Below are 18,078 nucleotides of genomic sequence, written 5' to 3'. Positions count from 1 at the left end.
CCTTTCGACCATAGAAGAGATCTATTGGAGAATCTGTGGCTAGTTTTCTGCTCGTTTCTCATTCGAAATGACAAACAAGGAGGGGCTAATAATCTTCGTCATTATTGGAACTTCCAAAATCTTCTTCAAAATCATCACCTTCGGCAAAGTCGTCTTTTTCTTCTTCCGCTTCACTATCTTCATCAACTTCTTCAGCATTGATGCCTCTACCCCCCATGGCTTCTAACTCTTCGGTATCTTCAGGAACAAAATCTAACTCATTTAAGAAATCGAACTCACTTGAGGCTACGGCAGCACTTGCCGTAAACGCAGCCATGTTATTTTTATCGATAATTTTTGGTGCTTCGCCAGTGCTTTTCACTAAGAAGGGATATTCGATATTAGGATCATTTTCTAAGATAATTTTAATCAGTTCGACATGAAAATCGAAAGGACGCTCGAAATTATAGATGTAATAAAATTTTTGGTGAGGATCATCGACAAAGCTGCTCAGCTTTGCTTTTTCCATTAACGTAACGCCATTATCTATTTTACGTTGATTTGGCAACATAGCAATTTCGTCTCCCTTTATCCAATTATCGGTACTTACATAAAATGAGGATGATTTATCTGCATCGTATCCGGTTGAGCGATGAAATGCACGGTGTAAATCTTCGAAGGTTTGATTGGTTTTGATGTCAATTTCTCTCACCACATCATCAAAATCTTCAAAAGAAATTCTAAATCTATAAATTGCCATTCGTTATGCTGTTTCTTGGGTGTAAAATTAAGGAAATAAAATATATTTTGGGAGGGCTTTTTAGTCGTTGATTACTTTTAAACCCAATTCTGTCGCTTTTTGTTTCATAAAATGGAAAGCTTCTTCATAGCTGTTCGGAATTTCGCCTTCTAATATGGCTTCGCGAATTGCATTTTTTAAAATACCAACCTCTTTACCCGCCTGAAGGCCAAAAGTTTGCATAATATCATTTCCACTTATTGGTGGTTGCCAATTACGGAGTTGATCTCTTTCTTCAACATCCTTTAGTTTTTGCTTAACCAGTTCGAAATTATTGCGGTACTTTTTAATTTTGTACTCATTTTTTGTGGTTACATCTGCATTGCACAAAATCATTAAACTTTCGATTTCTTCTCCGGCTTCGAAAAGCAAACGTCTAACTGCCGAATCCGTAACCTTTTCTTGAGCTAAAACAATGGGACGTAAATGCAATTGTACCAGTTTTTGAACGAACTTCATTTTCTCGTTGAGAGGGAGTTTTAATTGCGCAAAAATCTGAGGTACCATTCGAGCCCCCTTATCTTCGTGACCATGGAAAGTCCACCCGTGTCCTTCCTCGAATCTTTTGGTTGGCGGTTTGGCAATATCGTGCAATATTGCTGCCCACCGTAGCCATAGATCGTCGGTATGCTCACAAATGTTATCTAAAACCTGCAAAGTGTGATAAAAGTTGTCTTTATGTCCTTTTCCCTTAATAATTTCAACACCGTAAAGTGCTGCCATTTGAGGAAAAATAAGCTGTAAAAGCCCCGTATCAAATAGATGTTTGAAACCAATTGATGGTGTTTTTGCTAGGATAATTTTATTAAGTTCGTCGGTAATTCTTTCTTTAGAAACAATACTAATGCGCTCTTTCTGATTTTTTATCGCTGCTATTGCTTTACTGTCAATTTCAAAGTTTAGTTGCGTAGCAAAGCGAATGGCCCTCATCATGCGTAATGGGTCGTCGGAAAACGTAATTGCAGGGTCTAATGGGGTTCGTATTAACCTATGATTTAAATCTTCAATCCCATTAAATGGATCAACAATTTCTCCATAATTAACTTTATTTAATGAGATTGCTAATGCATTGATGGTGAAATCTCTACGAAGCTGATCATCGGCCAAAGTACCGTTTTCTACGATTGGCTTTCGCGAATTAGAGCGATATGATTCTTTTCGGGCACCCACAAATTCGATCTCTAGATCGCCATGCTTTAACATTGCTGTTCCAAAATTCTTAAATACCGCAACTTTTGTTTTTAATTTAAGCCCAACTTTTTCGGCAAAATCTATCCCATTTCCAATTACCAAAATATCGATGTCTTTGGAAGGACGATTTAAGAAAACATCACGTACAAAGCCACCTATTACAAACACTTCTGTTTTGGTTTGTTCGGCTAAGGTTGCAAGAACATTGAATATTGGATTTTTCAGGGATTTATACATAGTTAAGATCCTTCGCCGCGCGCTGGATGACAATTATTGGACGAAATTAGTAAAAACAATCGGGTTTGATGTAAGATGTAAAATGTAAAATGGGAAAAGGGTTACTACTAAGCTCTATTTCCTAATAAACTCAAACTGTCCTGACGGACCTAATTTTATAATCGTTGAGGGTTTTTTTGGAATGCGAAGTTCTTGCTCAAAGTCGACTACATAATCTACTGCATCAATAATCTCCTGCGAAATTTCATCAAAAAATTGTGGGGTAGGCTGACCAGAAATATTGGCCGAAGTTGAGGTTATTGGTCTACGAAAACGTTGAAGGAGTTGCTCGCAAAATGCGTGTTCAACCACACGTATACCTACTGTTCCATCGGCATTAATTACATTTTTTGCTAAATTTTTTGCTCCAGAGAAAATAATGGTTAATGGATTTTCTGTATACTCAATTAACTCATAAGCAACATCTGGAATTTCAGTTACGTAACTTGGTAATTGATTGGCAGAATTTAACAATACAATGAAACTCTTATCAGTAGCTCTACCTTTAATGGCATTTATTTTAGCAGCTGCTTCTTCATTGGTGGCATCGCAACCTAAGCCCCAAACGGTATCGGTAGGATATAAGATTACGCCCCCGCTTTTTAATGCTTGTAATGCGTTATTAATTTCTACGTTCATATTAGTTAAGTATAGGTATAAATTTTTTCCAAAACTCGGGTTCATGCTTTAAAGGAGCGTGACACCCGAAGGGTAAATTTTGATTTAAAAATGAATAAGCTTTTCTAGGGTCAAATTCTATAGCAAACCGCAGGGCTTCATCCCATTTTGGAATTTTAAAGTCGATTATTTTTGGTGCCTCAATAGACCAAAAAATATCTTCGTTATAGTGAGGTGAAACTGTAGCAATATAGGCATTAATTAAAGCTAAAGGTGCTTTATTCAGCGTTTCAATTGCTTTCTGAATGTTGCGCAGTGATAAGCCGCCGTTACCAACTTTGTTGTATAACCACCCGTTTTTTCTCTTTTTCGTTAGGTAAGTTTGCCATATTTTTTGGTGTAAAAAACCATAAATTTTACCTCTGCCAATTTTTTCAGGTTTAAACCATGGGGCACCGATGTACGCGTAATCTTTTTTACACCAATAAGCTAATTCATTTTTAAATAAATAAACATCAGGTTGATGTATTAACATAAATTCAAATTCTATAAATGAAGAGTAAAAATCTTTACTTAGCATTAAACAGTTATATCCTTCAATACCTTCAAAATAACGATCATTAAACCGTTTGATTCTTATCTTCTGCAAAATGCCAAATGAATGGTTTATGATTAAGCTTTCTGGAGCAACGATAACTTGTTCAAAATCGGCATTTACTTTAATGCCATTTTCTAAAAAGTTAAGTTCGATACTACTCGGGGCCTTATAAATTGGGTAAACAACTACACAGTTTTTCTCCATTGTTACATTAAACTTTTGTACAGGGTTAAATACTCACTAGCACATTTTTGCCAATTAAATTGCTTGGCGTGATTAATTATTGCCACTGATGGGTTGGTTCCCTCATAGTGCGCAAAACCCTCGTTGAAATTTTTCACCATCGTTAACGAATCAAAATTCTCGAAATAATAAGCGTTTTTACCACCAATTTCTGGCAGCGAAGTCGATTTTGATAAGAACGTCGGTTTCCCAAAACTCATTGCTTCGATAACAGGAATGCCGAAACCCTCGGCAATGGAAGGAAACAAAAAGGCTTCACAATTTTTATAGTACCAATATTTTTCTTCGTTGGTTATTGCTCCGATAATAAAAACTCGGTCGGCTACACCGTATTTTTCGGCTTCTTGCACTATTCTATCGGCATAGTTTTTATCAGCTTTGCCTGCAATTATTAATTGATAAGTGTTGTTTTGTAGGAGGCAAGGTAGCACGTGGAAATTTTTTTTAGGATTTACGGTACCTAAACTAAAAAGATATGGCGCCGTAGGCCTAAAATTTGGCGAGTTAAAATTAGGAAATGTTTTTAGATCGCAACCGTTATAAATTACGCTAATGGGTATATCTACTTTGAGATGTTTTAAAATATCTTGTTTGGTAAATTCAGAAATAGCCACTAAACAATCTGAACGATCAATATTATCTTGAATTTTTTTTAAATATTTTTCGCATTTTGAAAGAGACTTTTCTTCATGCAAAAAATTGAGATCATGAATAGTTAAAACATGTTTAATATGCCGTTTCCTTGGTGGAACATACCACGATGTTTGATGAGTGGTATGCCAAATATCAATGTTGCTATCTATAGTTGGGAATATAAATTTGTGTAAACTTTTTTGGTTGATGATTTTTACCTCAGCATTAAAATGTAGTTTAGCTTTTTCAGGCAGATAAAGTACTATTTCATCGTTTTTTTGCTTTAATGAAATTAGATTTGAAGCTAATCTTTGGCAATATTCAAATAATCCAGTATATGGATATTTCATTCGTTCGCAATCAAATACTACTTTCATCAGGGTTTAAATAAATTATATTGCTTTACCAAGTTAAGAAAAAATAGATGGGTTATATTTTTAGGTAACAATTCAATAATTGCTGACTAAGCAATTTATTGTTAAATTTCTGAACGTATGCTAAGCCTTTTTGCTTCATGCTTTCTTGCAATTGCGCGTCTGTTAAAATGTGGTTAACTGCATCAGCTAATTCATTGCTATTATCTGGCGAAACATATCTACTAGCTGGTCCGCCAGCCTCTTCTAAGCAAGAGCCTGTTGTAGCAACAACGGGTACTTTTCCAAACAAAGCCTCTATTATCGGTATGCCAAAGCCTTCGTAGTGCGATGGATAGATAAAAATTCTCGCCATTTGATATATTCCGGGAAGATCATTAAAAGGAACATCTCTTAAAAAGACTACACGCTTATGCAAATCTAAATTGTTGATTTCTTTTCGGATCAGCTGGGCATATGATTGCTCTTTTCCGATGATCACAAGTGTGTAAGTTGGATCGATAAGTGGTAAAGCTTTTATGAGCAATAAAAGATTTTTTCTAGCTTCAATCGTGCCGACATTTAAAATGTAATTGAGTGGAAGTTGGTATTTTTTACGAAGAAATTCTTTTTCATTTTCACCCAACAGCTTTTTAAACTGATCATCACAACTTTGATAGATAACTTCAATTTTAGCAGGATCTATTTGGTAGAAGCGCACGATATCTTTTTTAGTTTGCTCACTAATCGCTATAATCCTATCAGCATGCTTGCAAGCATACTTACTCTTATATTTATAAATAATTCGGTCGAACAAATTATAATAGTGTGGCTTTACCAGAAAAATTAGATCGTGAATAGTAACAATGCTTTTTATTCCATTTTCTTTTAAACCAAATGGGATTTCGTGACTTAAGCCATGAAAAATATCAATTTTATCTTTTACCAATTGTAAAACAATACCAACGCTTCGCCAAATAGGCGAAGTGCTGTTTTTTGGTGGAAATTGGAGTTTAATGTTTTTTTTAGAAAATAGGGAATATTTTCTAATGGTGGCATTAATCTTTGGAGTGTAAAGATAATATTCATTTTCTGGAAACTGATCAGCCATATGTTCAATTAACGAACGACTGTAATTACCCAGTCCAGTTAAATTATTTGCTGCACGTTTGCCATCGAATCCTATTTTCATCAAACTTAAACTGCTACATTATTTTCTCTCAATGCATCATTAAGAGAGGTTTTTTTATCGGTCGATTCTTTTCTTTTTCCAATAATTAAAGCACATGGCACCTGAAATTCTCCGGCTGGGAATTTTTTGGTATACGAACCTGGTATTACTACCGACCGAGAAGGAACAATTCCTTTATATTCAATTGGAGTTGAACCCGTCACATCAATAATTTTTGTAGAGGCGGTTAATACCACGTTTGCACCTAGTACAGCTTCTTTTTCCACTTTAACCCCTTCAACAACAATAGCCCTCGAACCAATAAAGCAATCGTCTTCAATAATTACGGGAGCGGCTTGAACGGGTTCTAAAACACCACCTATGCCCACGCCACCACTTAAGTGCACGCGTTTGCCTATTTGGGCACAAGAACCTACGGTAGCCCAGGTATCAACCATAGTGCCCTCATCTACATAAGCACCAATGTTTATATACGAAGGCATCATAATTACCCCTTTAGCTAAAAATGAGCCATAACGTGCACTTGCCATAGGAACCACACGCACGCCCGAAGTTTTATAATCAGTTTTTAATTCCATTTTATCATGGAATACAAAAGGACCCGCTTTTATCTCTTTCATCTCCCGAATAGGGAAATACATAATTACCGCTTTCTTAATCCATTCGTTAATTCCCCAAGTATTTAAGATGGGCTCAGCAACACGCAATTCGCCTGCATCAAGTCTTTTTATTACGGTTTCAATAGCTTCACAATATTCGCTATAGGCCAATAACGTTCTGTCTTCCCAAGCGGCTTCTATTAGCTTTTTTAAATCTTCGATCATGGTATTTTAATTTTTTACAAAATAAAGGAATTTTATTTATTACTGTAACTTTGATTTGATTATTATTGTTTTAATGGCAGAAGCAGAAAAATTAAGAATTGATAAATACCTATGGGCAATCCGCTTGTTTAAAACCCGTAGTTTGGCAACGGATGCGTGTAAGGCTGGACGTATTAAATTTAACGGACAAAATGTTAAACCTTCGGCTATTGTGAAGATTGGTGAAGTTTATCAAGTTTCGAAAGGAATAGAGAAAAAAATTATCGAAGTAGTAGAATTACAATCTAACAGGGTTGAAGCTAAAATTGCGGTTACGAAATACAAAGATTTAACACCGGTTGAAGAAACGCATGCTTTTAAAACGATGTTCCATGCGCCTAGCTTAAAGCGCGATCGAGGAACTGGTAGGCCAACGAAGAAAGATCGAAGAGAAACAGATGATTTGATAGGGGGGATGTTTGACGAAGACAGTCTTTAGTCTAGAGTCTTCAGTCTTGAGTCTATTTCTTGTAGTAAATAGACTCAAGACTTAGAACTAATGACTCAAGACTCTAATACGGTAAGCCATCATCGCCGTTTTTCCCAACTTCTTAATTAGCTGATAATTTGCTACAGCGCCCACGGCAGCACCAACAACAGGAAGCAATTGCGCAAGTTTGGCCAAATCGATATAATCTCGATATTCTTGTTGAAAGGTTTGCCAATCGAACTGATCCGCACTTTCTGGTAAAATAGTAAGCTTCTCGTCCCAATTTTGCATTTGCTGAAATATATTTTGTGCCCCCTTTGCGCTCGAAAATGCCAATTGAAAAATGTGTAGGATGTATAAACGTTCCCGATAGTCTTTGCAATCAAATCCATATAATGAAGCAATTTCAAAAAGTAATTTTAATTTAATTCCAATGAGTATGGGGAAGTCGGCCATGCTCATTAAAAATCCACCAGCACCAGTAATGCCGCCCTCAGCCGCGCCGGTTTTACAATAGGCATCAATTTTAGCTTTTACTAAAGCTTCGCGATGCAATAAACTCAGTTGCTCGTCTGGCCTAGCCGAACTGGTGTAGGTTGAACCAAATAGCACTGCTTTTACCATTTGTTTTATGGTAACCGTGATTGCCTTGTGTACTTTAGTAGGAATATAACTGTTAATTTTTGTTTGTACTTTGGTAGCAAGATTGCCAAAAATGGACGGTTTTTTCATGACCTCCCTTTTCCAAAATTCGAGTTCTAAATTAACCTGTTCTTGGTACGTGCTCATGTACAAAGATAATCAAAAATCATTCCCCTAATTTTTTGTATATTAGGTTTTTAAAGAAAAATTTTGAATTTATAAAAGGAAACTATATATTTAGTTAAATCTTCATAACCATTAAAAAAAACTAGATCATTATGAAAAAACTTGTATTATTAATGCTCTTGGCATTTTCGATGTTAAATAGCTTCGCACAAATAGTCAAATTTTCTTCAACTACCCCAGAAGCTGGTCAGCCCCTATCGTTTAGTTACGATCCTATGGGTGGCAAATTAGAAAGATTAGCCAATGTAAAATGTGATGTTTATACCTATATCAATAATAAATTCAAATTGATCACTGTTCCTTTAACCAAAGAAGGGTCTACTTATAAAGGTAGCTTTACGCCTGTAGATAGCACTGCGATAGCAGTTTTAGCTTTTTCTGCGGATGGAACTAAAGATGAAAATCCGAATGGATATTATACTCTTTTTTATAAAGATGGAAAACCTACCGCTATGGCCTATTACTGGGAATCACAATTCTATGTTGGAATGGGGAAAGCCTATTCGGGTGCCAATATCGACAATGCAAAAGCATTGGTAGCATTTGAAAATGCTTTTAAGGCCGATCCGAAAATGAGATATACGTATTTAGACCGTTATATGGCTTTAAAGTATAGTTTAGATAAGGTAGATGGTGAAAAAATGATTAAAAATGAAATCGCTTTGCTCAACAAAACATCAAACTTAAAGGAGGCAGATATGATGAAAATCTCAAGCCTTTATGGCGTTTTAAGAAAAAAATCTGCGATTGATTCAGTAAATAGTATCATAAAGGCCAAGTATCCAAAAGGAGTGTATGCTTATGGACAAGCTGCCAATGCCATTTTCAATGAAAAAGATGCCGCCAAAAAAGAAGAAAAATTAAGCGCTTTAATTAAAGATTTTGAGTTAGATCTTCAGAAAAAGGCCGATGCAGTAAAAGTGTCTAATTTCTATCTGAATATTGCCAATGCATATGGATTAGCTAAAAATAATGCAAAATTTGAAGAGTTTACAAACAAGCTAGACAACAAATTGTCTGTAGCTAGTGCTTATAATACCTATGCATGGGCCGGTGCAGAGAACAAAGAGAATTTAGAATTTGCAGCTATGATTTCTAAGAAATCGCTCGACTTAATCGAGGCAGCTAAAAATGATCCAATGCCAGAATATTATAATTCTAAAGAAGAGTATCTTAAAGGACTTGAAAGCTCCTATGCTTCTTATGCCGATACTTATGCCGTTCTTCTTGATCATATGGGCAAAAGTGCAGAAGCTTTGAAATTCCAAGAAGAGGCTGTAAATAAAAATAATTTTAGCAGTGCAGATATGAATGTGAGATATGTTTCATTTTTAGCTAAAATGGGACAAAAAGATAAGGTAGTTACTTTTGCAGAGCGATTTATTAAAGATGGTCAAGGAAATGATGCGTTAAAAGCCGATTTAAAATCTGTTTATGCTGGAACTGTTCCATTTGATACGTATTATGCTGGCTTAGAAAGGATAGCTATTGAAAAGGAGCGTGCTAAATTCATGAAAGAAATGATAGACATGCCGGCTCCTAAATTTACGCTTGCAAATTTAAAAGGTGAAACAGTTTCGCTTGAAAAGCTAAAAGGAAAAGTAGTGATTGTTGATTATTGGGCAACTTGGTGTGGTCCGTGCATTGCATCCTTCCCGGGTATGCAAAAAGCAGTTGATAAGTACAAAAACGATCCCAATGTGGTATTTCTTTTTGTGAACACATGGCAAACGGAAGAAAACAGAGAAAAATTAGTTAAAGACTGGGTGGTGGCAAATCCGAATTATACGTTTAATATATTGTTAGACACAAAAAATGCAAAAGACCCTAGCAAATTCGATGTCATTGAACAATACAAGGTTGAGGGTATTCCAACCAAATTTATTGTAGACGGAAATGGAAATATCCGTTTCAAAAAGGTGGGCTTTAGTGGGTCGGCAGATATCACTGTTAAAGAGTTAGATATGATGATTGCCCTAGCTAAAGGTAGCAAAGAAGCCAGTAAATAAGCTTAAAACAACACACATATATTGAAGTCGAGCCAAACGCTTGTACACTTTGGCAAAATTGCAAAGTTTGTATAAAGTGTTTGGCTTTTAATAATCAATCTTCATTGCCGATTTTTCCCAGAGTTTAAATGCTTGCTGCGCTTCATCTCTAAGCAACTGCTTGATGGGTAATTTTCGGTCGGATAAATTCTTGTCTAACTCGTCGTAAATAAATTGATCGTCGAAGTTAATTGCTGCGGCATCTGCTTTGGTATTTCCATAGTAAACCGTGTCTACTTTGGCCCAATATAATGCGCCTAAACACATCGGACAAGGCTCGCAACTGGTGTACACAATACAACCTGATAAATCGAACGTCTTCAGTTTTTTACAAGCTAATCGAATTGCCGCTACTTCGGCATGAGCGGTGGGGTCGTTGCTTGACGTTACTTTATTGGCACTTTTAGCGATTACTTTTCCATCTTTTACAATTACAGCACCGAATGGGCCACCTAGACTTTGCAGTACGTTTTGTGCCGAAAGTTCTATCGCCATACGCATAAAGGTTTCGTGTTGGTTGTTCATAGGGAATAATTTTTTTGCCGCAGATGCGGCTATTGTTAATATAAGTGAGTTTGGGTTAAGAGAAGCAAAGCGAGCTCAATACTTCCAATAAAGACAAAAACAAACTAGTATTAAACTCCTGGCTGCTTATTTATTCAGTAATTTATATTGTTTTGTTGGTCTTCATGCTTTCGCTTCGCTCGAGGTGCTATTTATGGGAGTGCTTTGGCTAATTTGTGCATAATGGCTATCCCACCCCTATTCCAAATCAGGTTATCAAGCAAAAAAAATGCCCCGATTTCTCGGAGCCTTTGTTTTAGTCTTTAGTCGCGAGTCTATACCCAACTCCCAACTACTTCTTATCCTTTGCGTACGCTTCGTTTAAGCCCACAATAACGGCCTTGGTTACATCTAAACTTTCATCAGCGAACAAGATTGCGCTATTTCCTTTCGAATAGGTTAAAACCATTTTGTAGCCTTTTGTTTTAGCATAGGTTTTTAAATATTCTGCCACTTTATTGTAAAGCACTTCTTGCTCTTTGGCTTGCTCGTTTTGTAATGCTGCACCAGCATTTTGCTGATAAGCTTGTAATTCTTGTTGTTTGCGCGCTAATCTTTGCTCTGTAGCCGCTCTTTGATCGGCTGGCAAAGTATTTTGTTGTTGCTGATATTGTTGAACTTCACGTTGGAAAGCTTGTGTTTTAGCGGCCATATCACTTTCGGCTGCTTTTCCTTTGGTTTCCATTTTGGCTTTAAGTTCTTTAAAGTACTCGTATTTGGTTAATAATGTATCGGAGTTTACATAAACTATCTTTTCATCTGCCGAAACGGTTGTAGCAGCAGTTTTTGTTGCTTCAGTTTTGGTGTCTTTATTTCCGCATGCAGTTAGAACTGAAACTAATGCTATTGCAGCCGCAAAACTGCTTAATTTTAATGGGGTCTGGTTCATTCTATTTTGTTAAAGTTTAGCAAATATAAAAATCAAATTGGAGTATCCTAAAAACATACGTTTTTTATTCAAAAATAAGGTGCGTTGATTAGTTAAAAGTTGCTATTTTTTCGTTAAAATTAGAATGCTTTCAACACTCAAATAGTTATCCACAATATGCGTTAATTCATCCAAAAATGGTTATTTTTGATTCTTTAAGTATTAGATAAAATTATGAGCGAAGAAAAAGATTCAAAGTCAAATTATTCGGCAGATAATATACAGGTTTTAGAGGGGTTGGAGGCTGTACGTAAGCGTCCTTCGATGTATATTGGCGATACGGGTGTGAAGGGTTTACATCATTTGGTATATGAGGTAGTAGATAACTCAATCGATGAGGCTTTAGCTGGTCACGCCGATACCATTATCGTAAATATTTTGGCCGATAATTCTATTCGAGTTGAAGATAATGGTCGTGGTATTCCTACTGGTATTAACACTAAAGAAAACAAATCGGCCTTAGAAATTGTAATGACCGTTTTACACGCCGGTGGTAAATTCGATAAAGATACCTACAAAGTATCGGGTGGTTTGCACGGGGTGGGGGTAAGTTGCGTAAATGCATTATCAACCGATCTTAAAGCAGAGGTTCACCGTGAAGGAAAAATATGGATGCAGGAATACAAAATTGGTGTTCCACAATACGATGTTAAAGAAGTTGGGGTAACCGATAAAAGGGGAACTATTGTAACCTTTACGCCCGATGCTACCATCTTTACGCAAACTACAGAATATAAATATGATACTTTAGCTTCTCGTTTACGCGAGTTGGCTTTTCTGAATAAAGGAATTACGTTAACCTTAACTGATGAGCGCGATCCTCAAGAAGATGGTTCATTTTTAACCGAGACTTTTCATTCTGAGGGTGGTTTAAAAGAATTTGTTAAGTTTTTAGATGGAACGCGAGCGTCTTTCTTACCTGAGCCTATTTATATTGATGGCATTAAACAAGGTGTGCCTGTTGAGTTAGCTTTTCAATACAATGATAGTTACTCAGAAAATGTGCATTCGTATGTAAATAATATTAATACGCACGAAGGAGGAACACATATTGCAGGTTTTCGTAGGGGGTTAACGCGTACCTTGAAGAGTTATGCAGATAAATCGGGTTTGTTAAAGAATTTGAAAATGGAGATTACCGGAGACGACTTTAGAGAAGGTCTAACGGCAGTAGTTTCCGTAAAGGTACAAGAACCGCAATTCGAAGGACAAACCAAAACCAAATTAGGGAACTCTGAGGTAATGGGCGCGGTTGATGTAGCCGTTGGTGAGGCTTTGGGTGCTTATCTTGAAGAAAATCCTAAAGAAGCAAAGATGATCGTTAATAAGGTGATCTTGGCTGCTACGGCTCGTGCGGCTGCCCGTAAAGCGCGTGAGATGGTTCAACGGAAGAGCGTAATGGGTGGTTCAGGGCTACCCGGTAAACTTGCCGATTGCTCGGATAGTGATCCAGAAAAATGCGAATTGTATCTTGTAGAGGGAGATTCCGCTGGTGGAACAGCAAAGCAAGGACGTGATCGTAATTTTCAAGCCATTTTACCTTTAAAAGGAAAAATCTTGAACGTAGAAAAGGCGATGGAGCACAAAATCTATGAAAACGACGAGATTAAGAATATGTTTACCGCTCTTGGTGTAAGTATAGGAACACCGGAAGACGATAAAGCCTTAAACTTGCAAAAACTTCGCTATCATAAAATTGTAATCATGACGGATGCGGACATCGACGGTTCGCACATTACCACGTTAATTTTAACGTTCTTTTATCGTTACATGAGGGCTTTAATAGAAGCGGGTTATGTGTACATTGCTGCTCCACCTCTTTATCAAGTAAAAAAAGGGAAAGATTTCGAATATTGCTGGAATGATGCCCAGCGCGATCAAGCGGTACAACGCTTAAAAGGTGCAGGTAAAGAAGAAAGCGTACACATACAGCGTTACAAAGGTTTGGGAGAGATGAATGCCGAACAGTTATGGGATACCACTTTAAATCCTGCAAATCGTACGCTATTACAAGCAACAATAGAAAATGCTGCAGAATGCGATCATACCTTCTCTATGTTAATGGGGGATGAAGTTGCCCCTCGTAGAGAATTCATTGAGCGTAATGCGAAATATGCGAAAATTGATGCCTAATTAGTCGAGATTCTTAAAGCGGCAGTTTCAGTCTATTTTTAATATAAGCCTCCTAGAAAATATTCTAGGAGGCTTTTTATAACGAAAATTACATACATAATGTTCTTATGTATGGTAATAATAAATAGACTATTTCCCCGCTTCAGATTTCTCTTTTAAATACGTAAGGCCATTTTCAAAATCTTTTCCAATCATGCTATCCATGCTCATGAAAACACCCATCCATTTGCTCATTAAGTTATTCTCGCCACTCATGGTCCAAGTTACTTTACTTCCCGAACCGTCTGGAGTAATATCGAAACGTGTATCTGCCATACTTTCGAATGGTTTAAGGAATTTCAGTTCAATATCAACCATTTTGTTAGGTTCTACACTTTTAATTTTCATGTAGCCTTGGCCAGTTTCTTTTCCTTCCCATTCGTACAAATGAGCCGGTGCGGCAACTGGTCCGCTCACTTTTATTTTAGCAGTTGGTTCCTGTCTAGCCCACGGGTTCCATTTGTAAAATTCGTTGAAATCTGCGATGTTTTTGTAAACTACACTGTCTGATGCATTAATTGCGGTAGTACGGCTAACGGTATACGTTTTAGGTAAAAACATGCCGCCAACAACAATTATTATTGCCAATACAAGGACAATAATTCCTATTACTTTTAAAATCTTCATAATTTAAATTTGTTTGGTTTACTTAAAGTTAAGCATAAACAGATAGAAATTGCAAGTCTTATTTTGTAGCTGGAGCGCCGTTCAGGCCAAGATCTTTAACATTAGCTCTTATCTTTTGCATAAAATCTATACCGGGATCTGTTTTTTCAGTTTGGTATGTCGGGTCTGTTTCTTTCCAAAGAGAAGTATTTTTGAATAATGTGTATTCATAATGACCGATGAGATAAGAGATTTTATATTTTTTACTTAGATAACGAACCAGTTGTTCATTCGCTAAAAGCTGAGCAGTTGTAAGCGGAAAATTGCTACTGCCAACATTTTCTACTCCAATTGCACAATAATTCAAACCAATTACATGCCGTGCAAAGCTATTTTCAGGCATCAGACGATAAATTGTCCCATCTCTATCGATTAAGAACTGAGAAGAAACGTTTAAATTGCTTACTCCAGCAATGTCTTTTCGATCACCTTCTAAGGTTGGGGTATTAAATGCATTAAATGTAGAAAGCATGGTTTTTGCTGCGGTCCAGTGTAAAACAACCATTACCGGTTCGATTTTCACGCTGTTTTGCACCATGCCATGTCGCTCTTTAAGATATTTTAAAGAGAGTTTTATGCGCGTAGAATCGTAAATAATGGGTTTATCAACGATTTTAAGTTGTTGCGAGAATGAGCTAATGGGAATAGATAAAACGACAAAAAAAAGAATTTTAAAGTATTGAGATTTGAGTATTGCGTAATGAGACATAATGATTAAAATTTAAGCAATAATAATTTGTAAATTAACCTATTAGCGAATTAAGCTCACTTATAAAATCTCAAAACTCGCTTCTTGTAATCAATCTTAGCTGTGAACTCCATTAAAATATCACCGCCAATAATACCTGATACAGCGGGATGTCCTAATTGAAGGTAGGTGTCTGTAACGCCTTGTAAATCGAGCCCTACTGTTTGATAATTTTTTAAGGTTAGCCCGCCAATTTTTAAATTTGGGATAATGCCTTGAAGTGTCGTACTGGTGCTAAAAATGGTTGCCGCTTGAGCTTCGTTGCTAATGGTAAGCTCCTTAATATGCTTTTCCATCAACCCTTTATCAAAAACTGATCGGGAGGCTCCCGTATCTAAAACGGCAAATAATTTTTCTCCGAAAACAACAATTTCCACCAAAAGGTGGAAACCGTCGTCTTGTAAGTTAATTAGAATTAGGGGAACAGTGATTGTTCTCATTAAATCAATTTCATCTCCGCCAATACATTATTCATGCTACGTACTGCATCAGCACTTTTATTAAATGCCGCTTGCTCCGTTTCATTTAATTTATAGTCAATAATTTTTTCCCATCCGTTGCGACCAACAATTACAGGTACACCTAAACAGATGTCTTGTTGACCGTATTCGCCTTCTAAAGCTACACAGCAAGTAAATAACTTTTTCTCATCGCGTACAATCGCTTCTACTAACGCAGCGCCTGCGGCACCTGGAGCGTACCAAGCTGAAGTACCTAACAGACCTGTTAACGTAGCTCCACCAACCATGGTATCTGCTGCCACTTTAGCTAAAGTGGATTCATCTAACAATTCGCTAACTGGTAAACTTTGGTAGGTTGCATAACGAGTTAAAGGAATCATTGTTGTATCACCGTGGCCACCAATTACAAAACCTTGCAAATCATTCGAGTTACAGCCTAAAGCTACACTTAAATAATATTTAAAGCGTGAACTATCTAATGTGCCACCCATTCCGATGATGCGGTTTTTTGGTAAACCTAAAGATTTTAACGCTAAATACGTCATGGTGTCCATCGGATTACTAATTACAATAATAATCGCATCAGGAGAATATTTTAAAATATTTTCGGCTACGCCTTTAACAATACCTGCATTGATACCTATCAATTCTTCACGAGTCATCCCCGGTTTGCGTGGTAAGCCCGAAGTAATTACAGCAACAGCCGAACCTGCAGTTTGACTATAATCGTTCGTTACCCCTTTAATTTTAGTGTCAAAACCTAATAAAGTAGCCGTTTGCATCATATCAATGGCTTTACCTTCAGCAAAACCTTCTTTAATGTCTAACAAAATTAATTCTTCAGCTAATTCTTTTCTGGCGATGTTATCTGCACAGGTGGCACCAACTGCACCAGCCCCTACTACCGTTATCTTCATTTTATAAATTTATAGATTTTTGGATAGAAATTATTTACGCCCCGAAGTTATCAAATTGCATTAGTTTAAAAAAGCGCTTTCTCAAATTTGTTATTAACTTGAAAATTTTGTACTAGGGTTTTGGCTGTTTTTTGATAATCCTATCAATTTCATTTTGGGTATATTCTTTGTAAACAATCCCCAATCGCTTTGCATTTTCTTCTACTGTGCTATCAAAGCCAGCTTCTTTACGTCTTTTGTTTACGTTTTTTGGATCTTTAATAGGGTTTATATATTCAAAAGGTTCTTTTTTTTCCCGTTTTGGAGTTGGGAATCATTTGCATTGCCCCTTGTGTACCATAAATTTGCTCATTCCCCTCACTCACTAATTTTCGATCTAGCATCATAGCTACGTACCTAAATGGCAGTTCTCCATTTTTTCCTGCATCTTCAATTAAAGGATAGTATTTTGGAATTTGTTCGATATTATGCTGTATGACATAAAATACAGTAGTATTCGTTGGCTCTCCAACTAGTGTTTTGCCTGGATAGCCATACTTTGCAATAATATGAGCCACCTTATTCAAATTTATTGAATCGATTTTCTTCATCAGGGTCCAAACTTTTTTCTTCAGCTCTTCTGTAGTGTAGCTAAACATTTGGGCAATTGTATCTTTTCGTTTTTCTGAGGTTTCAGAGTCAATAAATTCTCTTATGCCTTGATCTTGTTGTAAAATTGAATCCAATTGTTTTTTTAGTTCTAAGTTAATCGACTTCTGGGAAAAGCCTGAATGGGCACTAAGAACTAGAAATAAGAGTATCGAATAAATTTTCATAGCTTTAAAAATATGCTACAAATTAGCCAAAAATTTACGAATATTTCGTAGTAATTTACCCGCTTTAACCTTATTTAACATTTATATATTACTAAGCCTTTAGAAATTTACTCCTTATCTGGGTATAAATAGATTTAACCATAGAGATGCGAATTACATAAAAATCAGCATTAATTAAAAAAGAAATCTATTTTCTTAAACTTCAATAAAACCTTTTCTTTTCAACTCCGTTATTACAAATGAAAAAATTATGGAAAATCAACCTGTAAATCTCATTGACTATAAGGCATACGAAGGGAAATGGTACTCTTTGTATTCCATTCCAACTCTTCTAGACAAAAATTGGAAACAAACGATAGAATATTATATGTTAGTAGCCGATGATCATTTTGAAGTGTTAACCACTTATCACAAGCAAGGTAAGTCTGAAGAAAGCTCAGTAAAATCTAAATTATTTTTCGATGAGCATAAACCCGACGGAGATATGAAAGCGCAATTTGTATGGCCTTTTAAAGCAGGCTATTGGGTAATCGAATTGGCTGATGATTATAGTTATGTAGTAGTTGGGCATCCTGATAAGAAATATCTATTTATTATGGCCAGAGAGCCAAAAATTGATCCAGAATTGTTAAAGGAGATTATTGAGCGTTGTAGGGAGATTGGATACGATACAGGAAGTTTAGTGAGTCAAGATCACGAATACTAAGTGTATTGGATCGTAGAATTTTAAGATTTTGTTGATAATTTACTGATAAG

General features: G+C 36.3%; 19 protein-coding genes. 4 read left to right on the top strand and 15 right to left on the bottom strand.

Going from position 1 to position 18,078, the window contains the following annotated elements; translation table 11 throughout:
• Positions 1–85: 85 nt before the first annotated feature.
• From WG904_RS07865 to WG904_RS07835, 7 genes are all read right to left on the bottom strand, one after another.
• Positions 86–739, bottom strand: coding sequence for an IS1096 element passenger TnpR family protein (locus tag WG904_RS07865; RefSeq protein WP_339578766.1), 654 nt, complete (start codon positions 737–739; stop codon positions 86–88).
• A gap of 60 nt (positions 740–799) precedes the next feature.
• Positions 800–2,206 carry a CCA tRNA nucleotidyltransferase gene (locus tag WG904_RS07860; protein WP_339578765.1) on the bottom strand — a complete coding sequence of 469 codons (1,407 nt, stop codon included), beginning with the start codon at positions 2,204–2,206 and terminating at the stop codon, positions 800–802.
• Between the two features lie 114 nt (positions 2,207–2,320).
• Positions 2,321–2,884: an L-threonylcarbamoyladenylate synthase gene (locus WG904_RS07855; protein WP_339578764.1), complete on the bottom strand. Its 564-nt coding sequence runs from the start codon at positions 2,882–2,884 to the stop codon at positions 2,321–2,323.
• A 1-nt stretch (position 2,885) separates the two neighbouring features.
• Positions 2,886–3,665, bottom strand: a complete 780-nt coding sequence (locus tag WG904_RS07850) for a DUF5672 family protein (RefSeq protein ID WP_339578763.1) — start codon at positions 3,663–3,665, stop codon at positions 2,886–2,888.
• A gap of 2 nt (positions 3,666–3,667) precedes the next feature.
• Positions 3,668–4,714, bottom strand: coding sequence for a glycosyltransferase family 4 protein (locus tag WG904_RS07845; RefSeq protein ID WP_339578762.1), 1,047 nt, complete (start codon positions 4,712–4,714; stop codon positions 3,668–3,670).
• A gap of 52 nt (positions 4,715–4,766) precedes the next feature.
• Positions 4,767–5,882 (bottom strand): glycosyltransferase family 4 protein, encoded by a 1,116-nt coding sequence (locus WG904_RS07840; protein WP_339578761.1) that lies wholly within the window; start codon positions 5,880–5,882, stop codon positions 4,767–4,769.
• A gap of 5 nt (positions 5,883–5,887) precedes the next feature.
• Positions 5,888–6,706: a 2,3,4,5-tetrahydropyridine-2,6-dicarboxylate N-succinyltransferase gene (locus tag WG904_RS07835; protein WP_339578760.1), complete on the bottom strand. Its 819-nt coding sequence runs from the start codon at positions 6,704–6,706 to the stop codon at positions 5,888–5,890.
• Between the two features lie 73 nt (positions 6,707–6,779).
• Here WG904_RS07835 and WG904_RS07830 point away from each other — a divergent pair, with 73 nt between their 5' ends.
• A complete protein-coding gene (locus WG904_RS07830; protein ID WP_339578759.1) occupies positions 6,780–7,184 on the top strand; it encodes an RNA-binding S4 domain-containing protein in 405 nt (134 codons plus the stop codon).
• A 57-nt stretch (positions 7,185–7,241) separates the two neighbouring features.
• On the opposite strand, the gene WG904_RS07825 is transcribed toward WG904_RS07830, so the two are convergent.
• Positions 7,242–7,964: an EcsC family protein gene (locus WG904_RS07825; protein WP_339578758.1), complete on the bottom strand. Its 723-nt coding sequence runs from the start codon at positions 7,962–7,964 to the stop codon at positions 7,242–7,244.
• A 131-nt stretch (positions 7,965–8,095) separates the two neighbouring features.
• Between WG904_RS07825 and WG904_RS07820 the strand changes: the two genes are divergently transcribed.
• Positions 8,096–10,012: a TlpA family protein disulfide reductase gene (locus tag WG904_RS07820; protein ID WP_339578757.1), complete on the top strand. Its 1,917-nt coding sequence runs from the start codon at positions 8,096–8,098 to the stop codon at positions 10,010–10,012.
• Between the two features lie 87 nt (positions 10,013–10,099).
• Here the strand turns inward: WG904_RS07820 and WG904_RS07815 are convergent, their stop codons facing one another.
• Positions 10,100–10,576, bottom strand: coding sequence for a nucleoside deaminase (locus WG904_RS07815; RefSeq protein ID WP_339578756.1), 477 nt, complete (start codon positions 10,574–10,576; stop codon positions 10,100–10,102).
• A 331-nt stretch (positions 10,577–10,907) separates the two neighbouring features.
• A complete protein-coding gene (locus WG904_RS07810) occupies positions 10,908–11,504 on the bottom strand; it encodes an OmpH/Skp family outer membrane protein (protein WP_339578755.1) in 597 nt (198 codons plus the stop codon).
• Positions 11,505–11,717: 213 nt separating this feature from the next.
• Between WG904_RS07810 and gyrB the strand changes: the two genes are divergently transcribed.
• A complete protein-coding gene (gene gyrB, locus WG904_RS07805) occupies positions 11,718–13,676 on the top strand; it encodes a DNA topoisomerase (ATP-hydrolyzing) subunit B (protein WP_339578754.1) in 1,959 nt (652 codons plus the stop codon).
• A 129-nt stretch (positions 13,677–13,805) separates the two neighbouring features.
• Here gyrB and WG904_RS07800 read toward each other — a convergent pair whose 3' ends face one another.
• From WG904_RS07800 to WG904_RS07780, 5 genes are all read right to left on the bottom strand, one after another.
• Positions 13,806–14,342, bottom strand: a complete 537-nt coding sequence (locus tag WG904_RS07800; RefSeq protein ID WP_339578753.1) for an SRPBCC family protein — start codon at positions 14,340–14,342, stop codon at positions 13,806–13,808.
• A gap of 58 nt (positions 14,343–14,400) precedes the next feature.
• Positions 14,401–15,090 (bottom strand): N-acetylmuramoyl-L-alanine amidase, encoded by a 690-nt coding sequence (locus tag WG904_RS07795; RefSeq protein WP_339578752.1) that lies wholly within the window; start codon positions 15,088–15,090, stop codon positions 14,401–14,403.
• A 56-nt stretch (positions 15,091–15,146) separates the two neighbouring features.
• Positions 15,147–15,569 carry an aspartyl protease family protein gene (locus WG904_RS07790; protein ID WP_339578751.1) on the bottom strand — a complete coding sequence of 141 codons (423 nt, stop codon included), beginning with the start codon at positions 15,567–15,569 and terminating at the stop codon, positions 15,147–15,149.
• On the bottom strand, positions 15,569–16,507 hold the full coding sequence (mdh, locus tag WG904_RS07785; RefSeq protein WP_339578750.1) for a malate dehydrogenase: 939 nt from the start codon (positions 16,505–16,507) through the stop codon (positions 15,569–15,571). The genes WG904_RS07790 and mdh overlap by 1 nt, the downstream gene beginning before the upstream one ends.
• 275 nt (positions 16,508–16,782) lie before the next feature.
• Positions 16,783–17,232 carry a DUF6624 domain-containing protein gene (locus WG904_RS07780; RefSeq protein ID WP_339578749.1) on the bottom strand — a complete coding sequence of 150 codons (450 nt, stop codon included), beginning with the start codon at positions 17,230–17,232 and terminating at the stop codon, positions 16,783–16,785.
• A 340-nt stretch (positions 17,233–17,572) separates the two neighbouring features.
• Between WG904_RS07780 and WG904_RS07775 the strand changes: the two genes are divergently transcribed.
• Entirely contained in the window at positions 17,573–18,028 is a 456-nt protein-coding gene (locus WG904_RS07775) for a lipocalin family protein (RefSeq protein ID WP_339578748.1), read from the top strand.
• Positions 18,029–18,078 lie beyond the last annotated feature (50 nt).

Origin of the sequence: Pedobacter anseongensis (assembly GCF_037482965.1) — a bacterium.
GTDB lineage: Bacteria > Bacteroidota > Bacteroidia > Sphingobacteriales > Sphingobacteriaceae > Pedobacter > Pedobacter anseongensis.
The sequence above is the reverse complement of the archived record's forward strand: the minus strand, read 5'-3'. Positions and strand labels throughout refer to the sequence as shown.

Excerpts from the sequence above, each read along its gene's own strand:
- WG904_RS07790 (WP_339578751.1), bottom strand. The coding sequence starts at position 15,569 with ATGAGAACAATCACTGTTCCCCTAATTCTAATTAACTTACAAGACGAC.
- WG904_RS07775 (WP_339578748.1), top strand. The coding sequence starts at position 17,573 with ATGGAAAATCAACCTGTAAATCTCATTGACTATAAGGCATACGAAGGG.
- WG904_RS07815 (WP_339578756.1), bottom strand. The coding sequence starts at position 10,576 with ATGAACAACCAACACGAAACCTTTATGCGTATGGCGATAGAACTTTCG.
- WG904_RS07850 (WP_339578763.1), bottom strand. The coding sequence starts at position 3,665 with ATGGAGAAAAACTGTGTAGTTGTTTACCCAATTTATAAGGCCCCGAGT.
- WG904_RS07855 (WP_339578764.1), bottom strand. The coding sequence starts at position 2,884 with ATGAACGTAGAAATTAATAACGCATTACAAGCATTAAAAAGCGGGGGC.
- WG904_RS07830 (WP_339578759.1), top strand. The coding sequence starts at position 6,780 with ATGGCAGAAGCAGAAAAATTAAGAATTGATAAATACCTATGGGCAATC.
- WG904_RS07865 (WP_339578766.1), bottom strand. The coding sequence starts at position 739 with ATGGCAATTTATAGATTTAGAATTTCTTTTGAAGATTTTGATGATGTG.
- WG904_RS07845 (WP_339578762.1), bottom strand. The coding sequence starts at position 4,714 with ATGAAAGTAGTATTTGATTGCGAACGAATGAAATATCCATATACTGGA.
- WG904_RS07840 (WP_339578761.1), bottom strand. The coding sequence starts at position 5,882 with ATGAAAATAGGATTCGATGGCAAACGTGCAGCAAATAATTTAACTGGA.
- mdh (WP_339578750.1), bottom strand. The coding sequence starts at position 16,507 with ATGAAGATAACGGTAGTAGGGGCTGGTGCAGTTGGTGCCACCTGTGCA.
- WG904_RS07810 (WP_339578755.1), bottom strand. The coding sequence starts at position 11,504 with ATGAACCAGACCCCATTAAAATTAAGCAGTTTTGCGGCTGCAATAGCA.
- WG904_RS07800 (WP_339578753.1), bottom strand. The coding sequence starts at position 14,342 with ATGAAGATTTTAAAAGTAATAGGAATTATTGTCCTTGTATTGGCAATA.
- WG904_RS07825 (WP_339578758.1), bottom strand. The coding sequence starts at position 7,964 with ATGAGCACGTACCAAGAACAGGTTAATTTAGAACTCGAATTTTGGAAA.
- WG904_RS07835 (WP_339578760.1), bottom strand. The coding sequence starts at position 6,706 with ATGATCGAAGATTTAAAAAAGCTAATAGAAGCCGCTTGGGAAGACAGA.
- WG904_RS07860 (WP_339578765.1), bottom strand. The coding sequence starts at position 2,206 with ATGTATAAATCCCTGAAAAATCCAATATTCAATGTTCTTGCAACCTTA.
- WG904_RS07820 (WP_339578757.1), top strand. The coding sequence starts at position 8,096 with ATGAAAAAACTTGTATTATTAATGCTCTTGGCATTTTCGATGTTAAAT.
- gyrB (WP_339578754.1), top strand. The coding sequence starts at position 11,718 with ATGAGCGAAGAAAAAGATTCAAAGTCAAATTATTCGGCAGATAATATA.
- WG904_RS07795 (WP_339578752.1), bottom strand. The coding sequence starts at position 15,090 with ATGTCTCATTACGCAATACTCAAATCTCAATACTTTAAAATTCTTTTT.